This is a genomic window from Microbacterium altimontanum (assembly GCF_058349865.2).
In genome coordinates this window covers 59,483-72,993 of the sequence record NZ_JBYRJB020000006.1, presented here as the reverse complement: position 1 = coordinate 72,993, position 13,511 = coordinate 59,483, and the positions used below count along the sequence as shown (strand labels likewise).

Here is a 13,511-nt window from a genome sequence, read left to right as displayed (position 1 = left end):
ATGGGCAACCACGACGCACACGACGCACACTCCACGCCCCTCGCGGAGGCCGAGCAGGCGAAGGCCCTGCATGCTCGCGAGGAGGGCCACCTCGACGGCCACACCGGCCGCGGCGAGCACACGGGTCATGCGGGCCAGGCCGGTCATATCGGCCACGCCGCCAGCCACGCCGGTCACGCCGGCCACGTCGCCCGGTTCCGGCGGCTCTTCTGGCTGAACCTCCTCCTCGCCGTCCCGGTCGTCGCGCTGTCTCCCGGATTCGGGATGCTGCTCGGCTACGACGTTCCCGCCTGGGCGCTCTGGGTCGCCCCGGCTGTGGGCACGATCATGTACTTCTGGGGCGGCTGGCCGTTCCTCACCGGCGCCCTCGACGAGCTCAAGAGCCGGGCACCGGGCATGATGCTCCTCATCGGCCTTGCGATCACCGTCGCGTTCCTCGCGTCGTGGGGCGCGACGCTGCACGTGCTGCACCACCAGCTCGAGTTCTGGTGGGAGCTCGCACTGCTGATCGTCGTGATGCTGCTCGGGCACTGGATCGAGATGCGCTCGCTCGCGCAGACGACGTCTGCGCTCGACTCCCTCGCGGCGCTGCTTCCCGACGAAGCGGAGCGGGTCGAGGGCGACGAGGTCGTCACCGTGTCGCCGGCCGACCTGCGCGTCGGCGACGTGGTCCTCGTCCGCCCCGGCGCCAGCGTCCCCGCGGACGGCCGCATCGTCGAGGGCGCCGCGAGCCTCGACGAATCGATGGTCACCGGGGAGTCGCGCCCCGTCGAGCGCGGTGTCGGCGACAGCGTGACGGCCGGCACGGTCGCGACCGACTCCGGGCTGCGGGTGGAGGTCACCGCGACCGGAGACGACACGGCGCTCGCCGGCATCCGTCGCCTCGTCGACGAGGCGCAGAACTCCTCGTCGCGCGCGCAGCTTCTCGCCGACAAGGCCGCCGCCCTCCTGTTCTGGTTCGCGCTCGGGGCCGCGGTGCTGACGGCGCTCGCCTGGACGCTGCTGGGCAGCCCCGATGAGGCCGTCATCCGCACGATCACGGTGCTCGTGATCGCCTGCCCCCACGCCCTGGGTCTCGCGATCCCGCTCGTGGTGTCCATCGCGACCGAACGGGCCGCACGAGGCGGAGTGCTCGTGAAGGATCGCCGCGCGCTCGAGACGATGCGCCTCGTGGACGCGGTCGTTTTCGACAAGACCGGCACCCTGACCCGCGGCGAGCCCGTCGTGACGGCGGTGGAGCCCGCCGCAGATCTCGAGGCCGACGAGGTGCTCGCCCTCGCGGCGGCGGCCGAGGCCGACAGCGAGCACCCGCTGGCGAAGGCGATCGTGCGCGCGGCACGAGAGCGCGGTCTCACGGTGGCGACGGCATCCGGCTTCACTTCGTCGCCCGCCGTGGGAGTGACGGCACGCGTCGGCGGACACGAGGTCCGCGTCGGCGGGCCCCGCATGCTGCGCGATGCCGGAGCGGCCGAGGTCGCCGCAGCCGCCCGCTGGCGCGACGACGGGGCGATCATCCTCCACGTCGTCCGTGACGGCGATGTGATCGGCGGGCTGAAGATCAGCGACGAGGTGCGGCCGGAGTCGCGCGAGGCGGTCGACGCGCTGCACGCGCTCGGCGTGCAGGTCATCATGATCACCGGCGACGCCGAAGCGGTGGCGCAGTCGGTCGCCGACGAGCTGGGCATCGACCGCGTGTTCGCGGGAGTCCATCCTGAGGACAAGTCGGACAAGGTGGCGCAGCTGCAGTCGGAGGGCCGCCGGGTCGCGATGGTCGGCGACGGCGTGAACGACGCACCCGCGCTCGCGCAGGCCGACGTCGGCATCGCGATCGGCGCCGGAACGGATGTCGCGATCGCGACGGCCGGAGTCATCCTCGCCGGATCCGATCCGCGCTCCGTGCTGTCGGTGATGGAGCTCTCCCGCGCCGCGTACCGGAAGATGACGCAGAACCTGTGGTGGGCGGCCGGCTACAACCTCCTCTCCGTCCCGCTCGCCGCCGGCGTGCTGGCTCCGATCGGCTTCGTCTTGCCGATGGCCGTCGGCGCGCTGCTGATGTCGGCGTCCACGGTCGTGGTCGCACTGAACGCCCAGCTGCTGCGCCGCCTCGACCTGCGGCCCGGCGCCAGTACCCGTGCGGTGCTGGAGCGCAAGCCCATAGGCGCCTCCACAGCACGGGCCTAGACTGCCGACGTGCCGGGGCGCCCCGGCAGAGGGAGGAAGCACCATGCAGCTCGGAATGATCGGTCTCGGACGGATGGGCGCGAACATCGTGCGCCGCCTGATGCGCGACGGCCACGAATGCGTCGTCTTCGACACGAACCCCGAGGCGGTGAAGGGCCTCGTCGGCGAGGGCGCGATCGGCGCCGACAGCCTGGCCGACCTCGCCGAGAAGCTGCAGACCCCCCGGGCGGCGTGGGTCATGGTCCCCGCATCCATCACCGGCAAGGTCGTCGACGAGCTCGCCGACGTGTTCGAGCCCGGCGACGCCATCATCGACGGCGGCAACTCCAACTATCGCGACGACGTCCGCCGCGCCGCCTCCTTCGAGAAGCGGGGCATCGACTACATCGACGCCGGCACGTCGGGCGGCGTCTTCGGCCTCGAGCGCGGTTACTGCCTCATGATCGGCGGGCCGGATGAGGCCGTCGAGCGCCTCGATCCGATCTTCAAGACGATCGCCCCCGGGCCGGGCGACATCCCCCGCACTCCGGGTCGCTCGGGCGAGTTCGCCTCCGAGGAGCAGGGATATCTGCACTGCGGGCCCACCGGCGCCGGCCACTTCGTGAAGATGGTGCACAACGGCATCGAGTACGGCGTCATGGCCGCTCTCGCCGAAGGGCTGAACATCCTCAAGAACGCGGATGCCGGAACGCGCGAGGCGGAGCACTCCGCCGAGATCGCGCCCCTGGAGGACCCCGAGTTCTACAAGTTCACGATCGACACACCGCGCGTCGCCGAGCTGTGGCGCCGCGGATCGGTGATCTCGTCGTGGCTGCTGGATCTGACGGCCGCGGCGCTCGAGGACAACCACGAGCTGACCGGCCTCGCCGGCCGCGTCTCCGACTCGGGCGAGGGGCGCTGGACGGTGAAGGCGGCGGTCGACGTGGGCGTCCCGGCTCCCGTGCTCGCGGCATCCCTCTTCGAGCGCTTCGCGTCGCGCGACGAGGATCAGTACGCGAATCAGCTGCTGTCGGCGATGCGCCTGCAGTTCGGCGGTCACAAGGAGCTGCCCGCCGGCGATGTGCTCGAAGCGGGCGGCCGCAAGTCCGACTCGCAGGAGTAGGCGACGCGGTTAGGCTCGGGTCCAGACGGAGGGAGTCACGATGGTCCGGATTCTCATCATCGGCGGTCACGGCAAGGTCGCACGACTGCTCGAGCCGATGCTCGTCGCCCGCGGCGACACGGTCACCGCAGTGATCCGCGACAGGCTTCAGGGAGCCGACGTCGAAGCCACCGGTGCGCAGCCGCTCGTCGCCGATGTCGAAGCGCTCGACACCGAGCAGCTCACCAACGTCGTGGCGGGCAACGACGTCGTGGTGTGGTCCGCGGGGGCCGGGGGAGGCGATGCCTCGCGGACGACCGCCGTCGACCGCGATGCCGCCATCAGATCGATGGATGCGGCCGCCGCGGCTGACGTGCGGCGGTACGTCATGGTGTCGTACTTCGGCGCGCGAACCGACCACGGCGTTCCGCCCGACAGCTCGTTCTTCCCCTACGCCGAAGCGAAGGCAGCGGCCGACGCGCACCTGCGGGCGAGCGGCCTCGACTGGACGATCGTCGCGCCGTCCACACTGACCCTGGACGAGCCGACGGGTCTGATCGACGTTCGGGCACAGGAATCGGGCTCGGTCTCGCGAGCGGATGTCGCGGCCGTCGTGGCAGCGGTCATCGCGGACGACAGCACGATCCGGCGCACCATCAGCTTCAACTCCGGTCAGACGCCTATCGCCGACGCGGTGCGCGGCTGACCGCCTGACCGCGGCTCCGGGCGTCGGGTCGACGCATCCTCCCCACTCTCCGGCGGCGCCTGTCCGCCGACGTCGCGGGGCGGCGTAGCCTGGCACGGTGCCTGCCGAAACCACGCCGCTCAGCGCCCGGTCTCAGCTCGCACAACTGGCGGCAGCGGGCGAGGCCCGCGAGTTCGATCGGCTCCGCGCGTATCCCTCGGCGGCGCGATCGCGCCCGGCGGCGGTGTTGATCCTGTTCGGTGTGCTCGACCGCCTGCCGAGCGACCACGACGCGCAGGCCGCGGCGGTGTCGCACGATCTCGACGTGCTGCTGCTGGCGCGGGCGTCCACGCTGCGCTCCCACCCGGGACAGGTGGCCTTTCCGGGAGGGCGCCTCGATCCGGGCGATGGCGGGCCCGTCGAGGCCGCGCTGCGGGAGGCCTGGGAGGAGACAGGGCTCGATCCGTCCGGCGTCGACGTGCTCGGCACTCTGCCGGACGTGCCGTTGGCGTACTCGCAGCACCTCGTCACGCCCGTGCTCGGCTGGTGGCGCACGCCGTCGGCGGTGCACGTGGTCGATGTGGCCGAGTCGGCGGACGTCTTCCGCGCTCCGGTGGCGGACCTGCTCGATCCGGCGAACCGCGGGGTCACGGTGCTGCGCCGCGGTGGCCAGGTGTTCCGCGGACCGGCATTCCAGGTGCGGCATGAGAGCGGGACGCACCTCGTGTGGGGCTTCACCGCGATGCTGCTCGATGCGCTGTTCGACCAGCTCGGCTGGACGGAGGCGTGGGATGCCGAGCGCGAATTCCCGCTCTCCGACCCGTCTTAGACCGCGGCCGGCACGGGAGTCTGCTGATACAGCGCGAGACGCCAGCGCCCGTCACGACGCGTGTACACGCTCGACATCAGCGCCTGGAAGTCGCTCCCGTCGCGCCACGCGCGTCCGGTGTAGACGAGGATCGCGGTGTTCGCATCGACCTCGACGAGGGCGGCATCGGTGATCTCGTACTCGCGCCATGCGGGAGCGTCGTTCAGCGAGGCGATCACGGCGTCGCGGTCGAGGACGAAGCCGTGAGCGAGCACCATGCGTGCCTCCGCCGTCATCAGCGCTCCGTAGAATTCGGCTCCCGTGCCCCGGCACAGCGATCGCCAGCCCTCGTGCTCCAGCTCCAGCAGCTCGTCCGCATCCATGGCCACCAGGGTAGGGGCGGCACCCGCACGCGTCATGATAGACATCTCATGGGAGGTGGACGAGGGGGACCGCATGACGTCGCAGCACTCGCTGCCCGATGAGTTCGCCGACCTCGCAGAGCTCCTTCTCGACGAGCAGGAGTTCACCGGCCGCTCGGCGGTCGGCCCGGAGAAGCGACGCCGGCGTCGTCGCGGCATCGTCGAACCGACGGCATGGTGGCGGCTGACGCATCCGTCCGAACGGGGGCAATAGGCTGTTCCCTCATCGGTCGCCTCCCGCCAGACTGGGAGCCATGACCGATCCCGCGTCGCCGTGGGTGCTGCACGTCGACCTCGACCAGTTCATCGCCGCGGTCGAGGTGCTGCGCCGGCCGGAGCTCGCAGGCAAGCCCGTGATCGTGGGCGGCAGGGGCGATCCGACGGAGCGCGCGGTTGTGTCCACCGCCTCATACGAGGCGCGGGCGTTCGGTGTCGGCTCCGGGATGCCGTTGCGCATCGCTGCCCGCAAGGCACCGGATGCCGTCATCCTGCCCGTCGACGCTCCGACGTACACGGCGGTGTCGGAGGAGGTGATGGCGACACTGCGCGCGCAGCCCGGTGCGGTGGTGCAGGTGCTCGGCTGGGATGAGGCGTTCGTCGGAGTGCACACGGATGACCCCGAGGCCTCCGCGCGGCAGGTGCAGGCGGCGGTGCTCGAGCGGACGCGGCTGCACTGCAGCGTCGGAATCGGCGACACCCTCGTGCGCGCGAAGAACGCGACGGACTTCGGCAAGCCGCGGGGAACGTTCCGGCTCACGGCGGCGAACTGGCTGGAGGTCATGGGGGAGAAGCCGACGATCGCGCTGTGGGGAGTCGGATCGAAGATCTCGAAGCGGCTGGCCGCGCACGACATCCTGACCGTCGCGCAGCTCGCGAACGCCGACGAGGCGGAGCTCGTCGCGGAGTTCGGACCCAAGATGGGGCGGTGGTACCGCCAACTCGGCCGCGGCGACGGCTCCTCCGTCGTGGATGACACGCCGTGGGTCGCTCGTGGGCACGGGCGCGAGACGACCTTCCAGCAGGACCTCGCCGACCGTGTCGAGATCGAGCGGGCTGCCCGCGACCTCGCAGCCCAGGTACTGGCGGACGTCGCATCGGAGGCGCGTCCGGTCGTCGGGGTCGGTCTGAAGATCCGCTACGCCCCGTTCGTGACCAAGACCCTCGTGCACAAGATCGCCGAGACGTCCGACCGTGAGACCGTCATCGCGGAGATCATGAACCTCGTCGCCAAGATCGAGCCCGGCCGTCCGCTGCGGCTGCTCGGCGTGCGCGCTGAGATGGCGATGCCGGACGACGCCCGCGAGGGCCACACCCCGACCCGCAGCGGGTGGTGAGCCGGGCGCCCGCCGAAGGGTTCGAACCCGCTCTCCCGATGGAACGAATCGAGCGCCACCCCTACGGGGCAGCGCTCGATTCGTTCGGCGGAGGATGGGGGATTCGAACCCCCGAGGGCTTGCACCCAACACGCTTTCCAAGCGTGCGCCATAGGCCACTAGGCGAATCCTCCGGGCGGTCCCGGAGGACCGCAGACCATCCTACCGGGTCGGCGTCGATGCTCCCATCCCGGCGTACGCGCTTCCGGGCCGCACCAGCAGCGACCGCGGGAACAGCAGCGCACCCACCCGCCGCCCGTTCGGCACGGCGAGATACATCCCGGTCCGCACGGCAGCCGCCGCATCCGCCAGCCCACGCCCATCGAGACCGCCCGCGGAACCCGGAGGAGCGAACACCGCCGCCTCCACCGCCGTCACGAGCGCCGCCGTCTCGGCATCCGGCGCCCCGTGCGACAGCACCAGGCGCGTGCCGAACGCTCGCGGCGACTCGGTCAGCGGCACCGACACACCGAGATCGATCGCGGTCTCACGCACCGACGCCCACGCCGCCAGCGGATCACCCGACCGCGCGGCGGCATCCCGCCGGCGCCGCCGCAGCTCTCCGATCAGCCCCGGCAGCAGCAGGAGCACGATCACTCCCGCCGCTCCCACGCCCCACGGCAGCAGGTTCACCCCCGTCGCCGCCGCCGATCCGGTATTCGCGTCGTCGGCGCGCAGGCCCTCGGGGTCCGGCCGGTTCGACTGGTTCGGCGCACTCGTCGGCCCCGTCGTCGGCGCCAGCGTCGGCCTGCCGTCGGATCCGTAGCCGGCCTCCGGGATGAACGAGGTCGGATCGCCGAGGCTCTTCGTCGGCTCGAACGGCACCCACCCGATCCCGCCGAAGTACACCTCCGGCCAGGCGTGCAGCTGCGCGCTGCTCACCGCGTACTCCAGCGGCTTGCCGTCGGTGAGGTCGGCCGTGTTCGTCGTGCCCGGCAGATAGCCGACGACGATCCGGGAGGGCATCCCGAGCACCCGCGCCATCACCGCGAACGCCGACGCGGAGTGGATGCAGTACCCCTTCTTCTCGACGAGGAAATCCGCCACCGACGACATCCCCGACCCGTCATAGCCCGACTGGGCCGGAGCCGTCAGCGAGTACTCGAAGTCCGGACCGCGGAACCAGTTCTGCAGCGCGATCAGGGCGTCGTAATCCGTGTCGGTGCCTTCGGTCACCGCGTGCGCTGCGTCGACGATCACGCCGGGAGGCTGCCCCGCGATCTCGGTGTCCTGCGGATCGGTTCCGCGTGAGACGGCGGCTCGGATCTGCTCGAGAGTCGGCTCGGCCGTCTCGGAGACGACCGTGTACTCCTGGCCGGAATGCGTCGACGCACCGTCACCGACCACCGTGCGGTTGGCCGACATGACCGACCAGCCATCGTCGACACCGGAGATCTTCACCGCCGGATACGGCACGGGCAGATACCGCGCGCGCAGTGCGTCGATCGTCACAGCCGTGGTCGTCTTCTGCACGGCGATCGCAGGATCGGTCGGCAGCGACCCGAAGCCGCTCTCGGTGCGCAGCGGCATCGACGCGAACTCGTCCGGCTTCCACACGGCGCCCTCGAGCACCGACAGCGTCGCCACACGTAGATACGGCGCCGACGTCGCAGTGGTGCGCAGCGTGAGCGCCGTCACCGGGTCGGGCCGGCGCAGGTCCCTGCCGAGGTCCAGGCTCGCGTTCACGCTCGTGCCGGCGATGCTCGACACGGATCGCGGCGCCGGCTCCGGCAGCAGGGGCGTCGCCGCGACGGCCACGAGCATCGCGACCAGGCCGATCGACACGGCGATCGCCGAGGTGCTGCTCGGCGCGGTCGGCACCGCCTGCGGTGGACGGTAGCGCGTCCGCGTCTCGGCCCTCAGGAGGAACAGGATGGCCGCGGCCAGCAGCACAAAGCCGATCACATCGAACGGCGCCGGCACCGCCAGAGACGGGATGAGCGAGATCGCGACCAGCGCGACAGCGGCGGCCAGCGGCATCCGCATCGTGATGGCGACATGATCGACGATGATCGCCACGAGTCCCGCCGCCGCCACGAGACAGAACGCGAGCCCCGGCGTGGGATGCAGCGGCGCGATGCCCTCGCGCACCTGGGTCAGCGCCGTGCCGACGAGATCGGGCACGAGCTGCAGCGCGTGCAGGGTGGGGACGACGAACACGATCGCGGCTTCGCGCAGGAACACGGCGGTCACCACGCCGATCCAGATGGCCGCCTCGATGAGGGCGACGGTGATCGCCGGGAGCCGGTACCACCGGCCCACGAGCCCGGCGGCGAACACCCCTGCCGTGACGACGAGCACCCCGGCGATCCACGGATCGGGCGCGATGACGTTCAGCAGCGGCACCATCGCCGCCAGCACCGCCGCCCACGCGCCGAGGGTGAGCGAGAGCTGGGCTCCGGCGCGTCGGCGCTGCATCCGCTCAGCCGAGGACATCGGTCGCTCCCACGACATCGGCGTGTGAGACCTGCGACCACGCGTCGCGCAGGTCGTCGGTCGGGGCGACGGATGCGGCGTACCACCCGGTCGCGACGGCCTGCTCCAGGGCGTCGGCGGCGGGCGCCGCGGCGAGCAGAACCGGGTGAGCGCTGTGCGCGGGCAGGGCCGCGAGCGCCTCGACGTCGCTGGGGCCGAGAGCTCCCGTGATGAGGACGAGCGGGCCGGTCGCCGCACCCGACCACATGCGCGCGAGCGTTCCGAGATCGGCGTTGCCATGGGCGGTGAGGGTCGCGAACCGTCCGATGAGAACCGCGACCGCCGTGTGGTCGCCGCCGGGGACCACGTCCGACAGCTCGTTGCCCTCGGCGTCGACGATCTGCACGGAATACCCGTCGCGCACGAGCGCGTTCACCGCCGACACGCAGGCGTTGACCGCCGCCTCGAACAGGGGATCGGCCCCCGGCGCACCCGCAGCCTCCGTCGCCCAGCGTGCCTTCGCTCGGTCGAGCACGACGATCGCCTCCGGCGTCGACTCCTGCTCCTCCTGCCGCACCATGAGCGTGTCGCGGTGCGCGGTCGCGCGCCAGTGGATCCGGCGCATCGAGTCGCCCGGCTCGTACGGGCGCGCGACGAGGTTGTCGGCGCCCTGCCCGAGACGCGTCGTCGTGGCGTGCAGCATCCCCCCGGTGGCTCCGGCGTACGCGGTCAGGGGCGGCAGGTCGATGCACTCCGGCGTCACCAGGAGCCGCGTGTTGTCGCCGATCTCCGCCGAGCGGCGGGCGATCCCGAACGGGTCGCGGATCGTCAGCTCGAGCGGGCCGATCCAGTGCACCCCGCGCCGCACCGCGTCGAGGTCGTACACGAGATCGACGGCGCGCTCGCCGCCGCGCAGGCCCGATCCCAGGGCCGGGAACCGCCCGTCGGATCGACCGTCCAGACCCTCCGGCACGCGGTCCTCCCACGTGCCGGGCGTCGTGGGCAGCGCCGTGCGCACGCTCACATGCACCGTCACCCGCGCCTGGGCCCCCACGGGGACGGCGGCGGGAGATGTCGTGCGAGCGACGGTGACGTCACGCCGCGTGATGTGCAGGGCGACGAGGCTCGTCACGACGAGCGCCAGCAGGAAGACCCCGAACCCCAGCAGCTGCACCGACCCCAGCTGCGCCGCGGCGATGAAGCAGGCGAGAGCCAGGATGCCGGCGGCGGTGCCGCGGGCGGTGAGGGGCCATGCCTGTCTCATCGGCCGTCACGACCCTGTGGAGAGGGGCACCGGCACCGTCGCGATCAGCCGCTGCAGAATGGCAGTGACGGCATCCGGCGCACCGCGCCCGCGCACGCTCGTCGCGCGTGTGGGGATCAGCCGGTGCGCGAACACGTCGATGAGAAGCCCCGAGACATCGTCGGGGATGACGAAGGCACGTCCGTCCAGCGCGGCCCGCACCTTCGCCGCACGCACCAGCTGCAGCGTCGCGCGCGGGCTCGCGCCCAGCCGCAGGTCGGGGTGCGCACGCGTGGCCTGCGAGAGCGCGACGGCGTACTGCTCCACCGGCGGCGACACGTGCACGCGACGGGCCCAGCCGATCAGCTCGCGGACGAGGGACGCGTCGGCGACGGGACGGATCGCGGTGAGCGGGTTCGACGTGTCGCGCTCGCGCAGCATCTGCGCCTCCGCGGACGGGTCGGGGTAGCCCATCGAGATGCGCATCATGAACCTGTCGCGCTGCGCCTCCGGCAGCGCATACGTGCCCTCCATCTCGAGGGGGTTCTGCGTCGCGACGACGAGGAACGGGTCGGGCAGCGGATGCGTCCGCCCGTCGACGGTCACCTGTCCCTCCTCCATCGCCTCGAGCAGCGCCGACTGCGTCTTGGGGGAGGAGCGGTTGATCTCGTCGGCGATCACGATATTGGCGAACACGGCGCCGGGCTTGAACTCGAACTCCCGCGCCACCGGGTCGAAGACGCTCACGCCGGTGACGTCGCCGGGGAGGAGATCGGGGGTGAACTGGATGCGTCGCACCGTCGCGTCGACGGTGGCAGCGAGGGCCCGGGCGAGCATCGTCTTGCCGACCCCGGGCACGTCCTCGATCAGCAGGTGACCTTCGGCCAGCAGCGTCACGAGCGCGCTGCGGACGGCGTCGGGCTTGCCGTCGATGACGCGGGAGACCTCGGTGAGGATCGCGGTGGTCACCTCGGCGAACGCGGAGGGGCTCATCGGGGCGGAGGTGTCCGTCCCAGGCGCTGGTGTCGTCGTCTGCTCCATGGGCAGCCCTTCGGGTCGGATGCGGGCGCCGTCGCCCGGCATTCTCCGATCGTAACGCCCTGCTGTGGGCCCCGTCGCTGGGAGAGGGCCGGGCATCACGGGCGATGCCCTAGACTGGGGGAAGCTCTCCGCGAGGCGGCATCCAGGCCAACTCCCCCAGGACGGAAACGTAGCAAGGGTAACCAGGCTCTGCCGGGTTCGCGGAGAGTCTTACTTTTCCCGCGTGTTCTGCGCTCCGGCGCCCGCTGCGCGAGGCGATGCAGCCTCCGGCGGGGCACCGTGGCCGCGGTTGCGCCGCCGCACCTCCTTCGTGGCCCGGCCGCCGGTGAACGAGCGCGCCGCGTCGACGATGAAGCCCTGGCGCAGGGCCTCCCGTCCGACGAGCATCCGGAATCCCATCTCGTCGCGGTTCGACAGCGTCACCTCCGCGGTGACCGTCCGTCCGACGAGGGTGATCTGCAGCAGCACGACGTACCGCTCCTCGCTGTGGCCGGACGAGCTGCGCACGCTGCGGCGGTCGTGCACCGCGCACTCGTACACGACGGCGTCGGCATCCGAGTCCTGCCACGGGTGCACGCTGAAGCGCACCCGGTCGGGGTCGCCCGGCACGAGCGCGATGTCGAACGCGTGCAGGGATGACGAACGCGCGCCGGTGTCGAGCTTCGCCTTGATCCAGTCGATGCCGAGCTCCGGCAGGCTCACCCATTCTCGCCAGCCGGCGATGATGCTTGGATGGGTGCTGTGCGTCATTCGTTCATCTTGGCAGGGCTGCCGCTGTGAAGCTCGCGATCCTCTCCCGTGCGCCGCACGTGTACTCCACCGAGCGGCTGCGCGCCGCCGCGCTGCAGCGCGGCCATCAGGTCAAGGTGCTCAACACGCTCCGCTTCGCCATCGACCTGGCCAGCGACGAACCCGACCTCTGGTTCCGGGGTCGCCCCCTCAGCGACTACGACGCGATCCTTCCGCGGATCGGCAACTCGATCACGTACTTCGGCACCGCCGTGGTGCGTCAGTTCGAGCAGATGGACGTGTACACGCCGAACACCGCGAACGGGATCTCGAACGCCCGTGACAAGCTGCGCGCGAACCAGATCCTCTCGCGCCACAACATCGCACTGCCGGCCACGGCGTTCGTGCGCAACCGCGCCGACGTGCGCCCGGCGATCGAGCGCGTCGGCGGTGCTCCCGTGGTCATCAAGCTCCTCGAGGGCACGCAGGGGATCGGCGTCATCCTCGCACCCCAGGTGAAGGTCGCCGAGGCGATCATCGAGACGCTGCACTCCACGAAGCAGAATGTGCTGATCCAGAAGTTCATCGCCGAGAGTCGCGGCCGCGACATCCGTGCCCTGGTCGTCGGCGACCGGGTCGTCGCCGCGATGCGACGTGTCGCGAACGGCGACGAGTTCCGCTCGAACGTGCACCGCGGCGGCACCGTCGAAGCGGTGAACCTCGACCCGGCGTTCGAAGCGGCTGCCGTGCGCAGCGCGCAGATCATGGGTCTGCGGGTCGCGGGCGTCGACATGCTCGAGGGCGAGGACGGGCCACTCGTCATGGAGGTGAACTCGTCGCCGGGGCTGCAGGGCATCGAGGCGGCGACGAAGCTCGACGTGGCCGGCGCGATCATCGACTACATCGCCAACCAGGTCGCGTTCCCCGAGATCGACGTGCGCCAGCGCCTCACCGTCTCCACGGGGTACGGCGTCGCCGAGCTCGTGGTCTACGCGTCGGCCGGCCTGGTCGGCAAGACGCTGGGGGAGTCGGGCCTGTCGGAGCGCGACATCTCGGTGCTCACCCTGCATCGCGGCACGACGGTGATCCCGAATCCCCGCAAGAGCGTCACGCTCGAGGCCGGCGACCGGCTGCTGTGCTTCGGCAAGCTCGAGGAGATGCGCTCGATGATCCCCGAGCGCCGTCGTCGCCGGCAGCGCGTGCGCAAGCTGCCGAAAGAGGCGCTCTCGGAAGCGTGAGTCTCCGCGTCTGTGACGGTCGCAGGATCGCCATACTTCCGAAAACGGCATTGAACCTCCCGTTCACACAGCCGGGATTGAACCTCTCGCTCACACAGCCGGCATTGAACCTCTCGCTCACACAGCCGACCTTGAACCTCCCGTTCACGCAGCGGCAAGGGGCGTGTGAGACGGAAGTTCAATGCGCGTGGGAGAACATGTCTGTTCTGGCAGCGGGCCGACGGTCGGCGTGGAGGCCGTGTCCGGACGTTGACGCAGAGTCGCGGCCGGGGCCCTGACGGCTCGACGGCGCCGC

12 protein-coding genes, 1 tRNA gene and 1 other RNA gene are annotated in these 13,511 nt (G+C 71.2%); 8 read left to right on the top strand and 6 right to left on the bottom strand.

The features are described from left to right. From AC3RX1_RS11895 to AC3RX1_RS11880, 4 genes are all read left to right on the top strand, one after another. Positions 1-2,181: a heavy metal translocating P-type ATPase gene (locus AC3RX1_RS11895; protein ID WP_491501453.1), complete on the top strand. Its 2,181-nt coding sequence runs from the start codon at positions 1-3 to the stop codon at positions 2,179-2,181. A 43-nt stretch (positions 2,182-2,224) separates the two neighbouring features. Beyond that, positions 2,225-3,283, top strand: a complete 1,059-nt coding sequence (gene gnd / locus AC3RX1_RS11890; protein ID WP_491501452.1) for a phosphogluconate dehydrogenase (NAD(+)-dependent, decarboxylating) — start codon at positions 2,225-2,227, stop codon at positions 3,281-3,283. Between the two features lie 40 nt (positions 3,284-3,323). After that, the gene (locus AC3RX1_RS11885; protein WP_491501451.1) at positions 3,324-3,968 is read left to right on the top strand and encodes an NAD(P)H-binding protein; all 645 of its coding nucleotides are present in this window, start codon (positions 3,324-3,326) and stop codon (positions 3,966-3,968) included. Positions 3,969-4,065: 97 nt separating this feature from the next. Then, positions 4,066-4,776, top strand: a complete 711-nt coding sequence (locus tag AC3RX1_RS11880; RefSeq protein ID WP_491501450.1) for an NUDIX hydrolase — start codon at positions 4,066-4,068, stop codon at positions 4,774-4,776. On the opposite strand, the gene AC3RX1_RS11875 is transcribed toward AC3RX1_RS11880, so the two are convergent. Then, positions 4,773-5,138, bottom strand: coding sequence for a DUF4440 domain-containing protein (locus AC3RX1_RS11875; protein WP_491501449.1), 366 nt, complete (start codon positions 5,136-5,138; stop codon positions 4,773-4,775). The genes AC3RX1_RS11880 and AC3RX1_RS11875 overlap by 4 nt on opposite strands. A 73-nt stretch (positions 5,139-5,211) precedes the next feature. Between AC3RX1_RS11875 and AC3RX1_RS11870 the strand changes: the two genes are divergently transcribed. Then, complete coding sequence (locus tag AC3RX1_RS11870) at positions 5,212-5,391, top strand: hypothetical protein (RefSeq protein ID WP_491501448.1); 180 nt, start codon at positions 5,212-5,214, stop codon at positions 5,389-5,391. Positions 5,392-5,431: 40 nt separating this feature from the next. After that, the gene (locus AC3RX1_RS11865) at positions 5,432-6,511 is read left to right on the top strand and encodes a DNA polymerase IV (protein ID WP_491501447.1); all 1,080 of its coding nucleotides are present in this window, start codon (positions 5,432-5,434) and stop codon (positions 6,509-6,511) included. Between the two features lie 88 nt (positions 6,512-6,599). Here the strand turns inward: AC3RX1_RS11865 and AC3RX1_RS11860 are convergent. The 4 genes from AC3RX1_RS11860 to AC3RX1_RS11845 all read right to left on the bottom strand — a co-directional run bounded on the left by AC3RX1_RS11860 (position 6,600) and on the right by AC3RX1_RS11845 (position 11,201). Then, positions 6,600-6,684: transfer RNA gene (locus tag AC3RX1_RS11860), tRNA-Ser, on the bottom strand. Positions 6,685-6,712: 28 nt separating this feature from the next. Next, positions 6,713-8,986, bottom strand: a complete 2,274-nt coding sequence (locus tag AC3RX1_RS11855) for a transglutaminase TgpA family protein (RefSeq protein WP_491501446.1) — start codon at positions 8,984-8,986, stop codon at positions 6,713-6,715. Further along, the gene (locus AC3RX1_RS11850; protein ID WP_491501445.1) at positions 8,973-10,229 is read right to left on the bottom strand and encodes a DUF58 domain-containing protein; all 1,257 of its coding nucleotides are present in this window, start codon (positions 10,227-10,229) and stop codon (positions 8,973-8,975) included. The genes AC3RX1_RS11855 and AC3RX1_RS11850 overlap by 14 nt, the downstream gene beginning before the upstream one ends. A gap of 6 nt (positions 10,230-10,235) precedes the next feature. Beyond that, positions 10,236-11,201 carry an AAA family ATPase gene (locus AC3RX1_RS11845; protein ID WP_491501708.1) on the bottom strand — a complete coding sequence of 322 codons (966 nt, stop codon included), beginning with the start codon at positions 11,199-11,201 and terminating at the stop codon, positions 10,236-10,238. 166 nt (positions 11,202-11,367) lie between these two features. Here AC3RX1_RS11845 and ffs point away from each other — a divergent pair. Then, positions 11,368-11,467, top strand: an RNA gene (gene ffs, locus AC3RX1_RS11840) — signal recognition particle sRNA small type. Here ffs and AC3RX1_RS11835 read toward each other — a convergent pair. Beyond that, positions 11,460-11,999, bottom strand: coding sequence for an ATP-dependent zinc protease family protein (locus tag AC3RX1_RS11835; RefSeq protein ID WP_491501444.1), 540 nt, complete (start codon positions 11,997-11,999; stop codon positions 11,460-11,462). The genes ffs and AC3RX1_RS11835 overlap by 8 nt on opposite strands. A gap of 26 nt (positions 12,000-12,025) precedes the next feature. On the opposite strand from AC3RX1_RS11835, the gene AC3RX1_RS11830 reads away from it, so the two are divergent. After that, positions 12,026-13,216, top strand: a complete 1,191-nt coding sequence (locus AC3RX1_RS11830; protein ID WP_491501443.1) for a RimK family alpha-L-glutamate ligase — start codon at positions 12,026-12,028, stop codon at positions 13,214-13,216. Positions 13,217-13,511 lie beyond the last annotated feature (295 nt).

Bases quoted from the DNA above. Each gene is read 5' to 3' on its own strand.
- AC3RX1_RS11845 (WP_491501708.1), bottom strand. From the start codon at position 11,201: ATGAGCCCCTCCGCGTTCGCCGAGGTGACCACCGCGATCCTCACCGAG.
- AC3RX1_RS11865 (WP_491501447.1), top strand. From the start codon at position 5,432: ATGACCGATCCCGCGTCGCCGTGGGTGCTGCACGTCGACCTCGACCAG.
- AC3RX1_RS11870 (WP_491501448.1), top strand. From the start codon at position 5,212: ATGACGTCGCAGCACTCGCTGCCCGATGAGTTCGCCGACCTCGCAGAG.
- AC3RX1_RS11875 (WP_491501449.1), bottom strand. From the start codon at position 5,138: ATGGATGCGGACGAGCTGCTGGAGCTGGAGCACGAGGGCTGGCGATCG.
- AC3RX1_RS11850 (WP_491501445.1), bottom strand. From the start codon at position 10,229: ATGAGACAGGCATGGCCCCTCACCGCCCGCGGCACCGCCGCCGGCATC.
- gnd (WP_491501452.1), top strand. From the start codon at position 2,225: ATGCAGCTCGGAATGATCGGTCTCGGACGGATGGGCGCGAACATCGTG.
- AC3RX1_RS11895 (WP_491501453.1), top strand. From the start codon at position 1: ATGGGCAACCACGACGCACACGACGCACACTCCACGCCCCTCGCGGAG.
- AC3RX1_RS11885 (WP_491501451.1), top strand. From the start codon at position 3,324: ATGGTCCGGATTCTCATCATCGGCGGTCACGGCAAGGTCGCACGACTG.
- AC3RX1_RS11855 (WP_491501446.1), bottom strand. From the start codon at position 8,986: ATGTCCTCGGCTGAGCGGATGCAGCGCCGACGCGCCGGAGCCCAGCTC.
- AC3RX1_RS11835 (WP_491501444.1), bottom strand. From the start codon at position 11,999: ATGACGCACAGCACCCATCCAAGCATCATCGCCGGCTGGCGAGAATGG.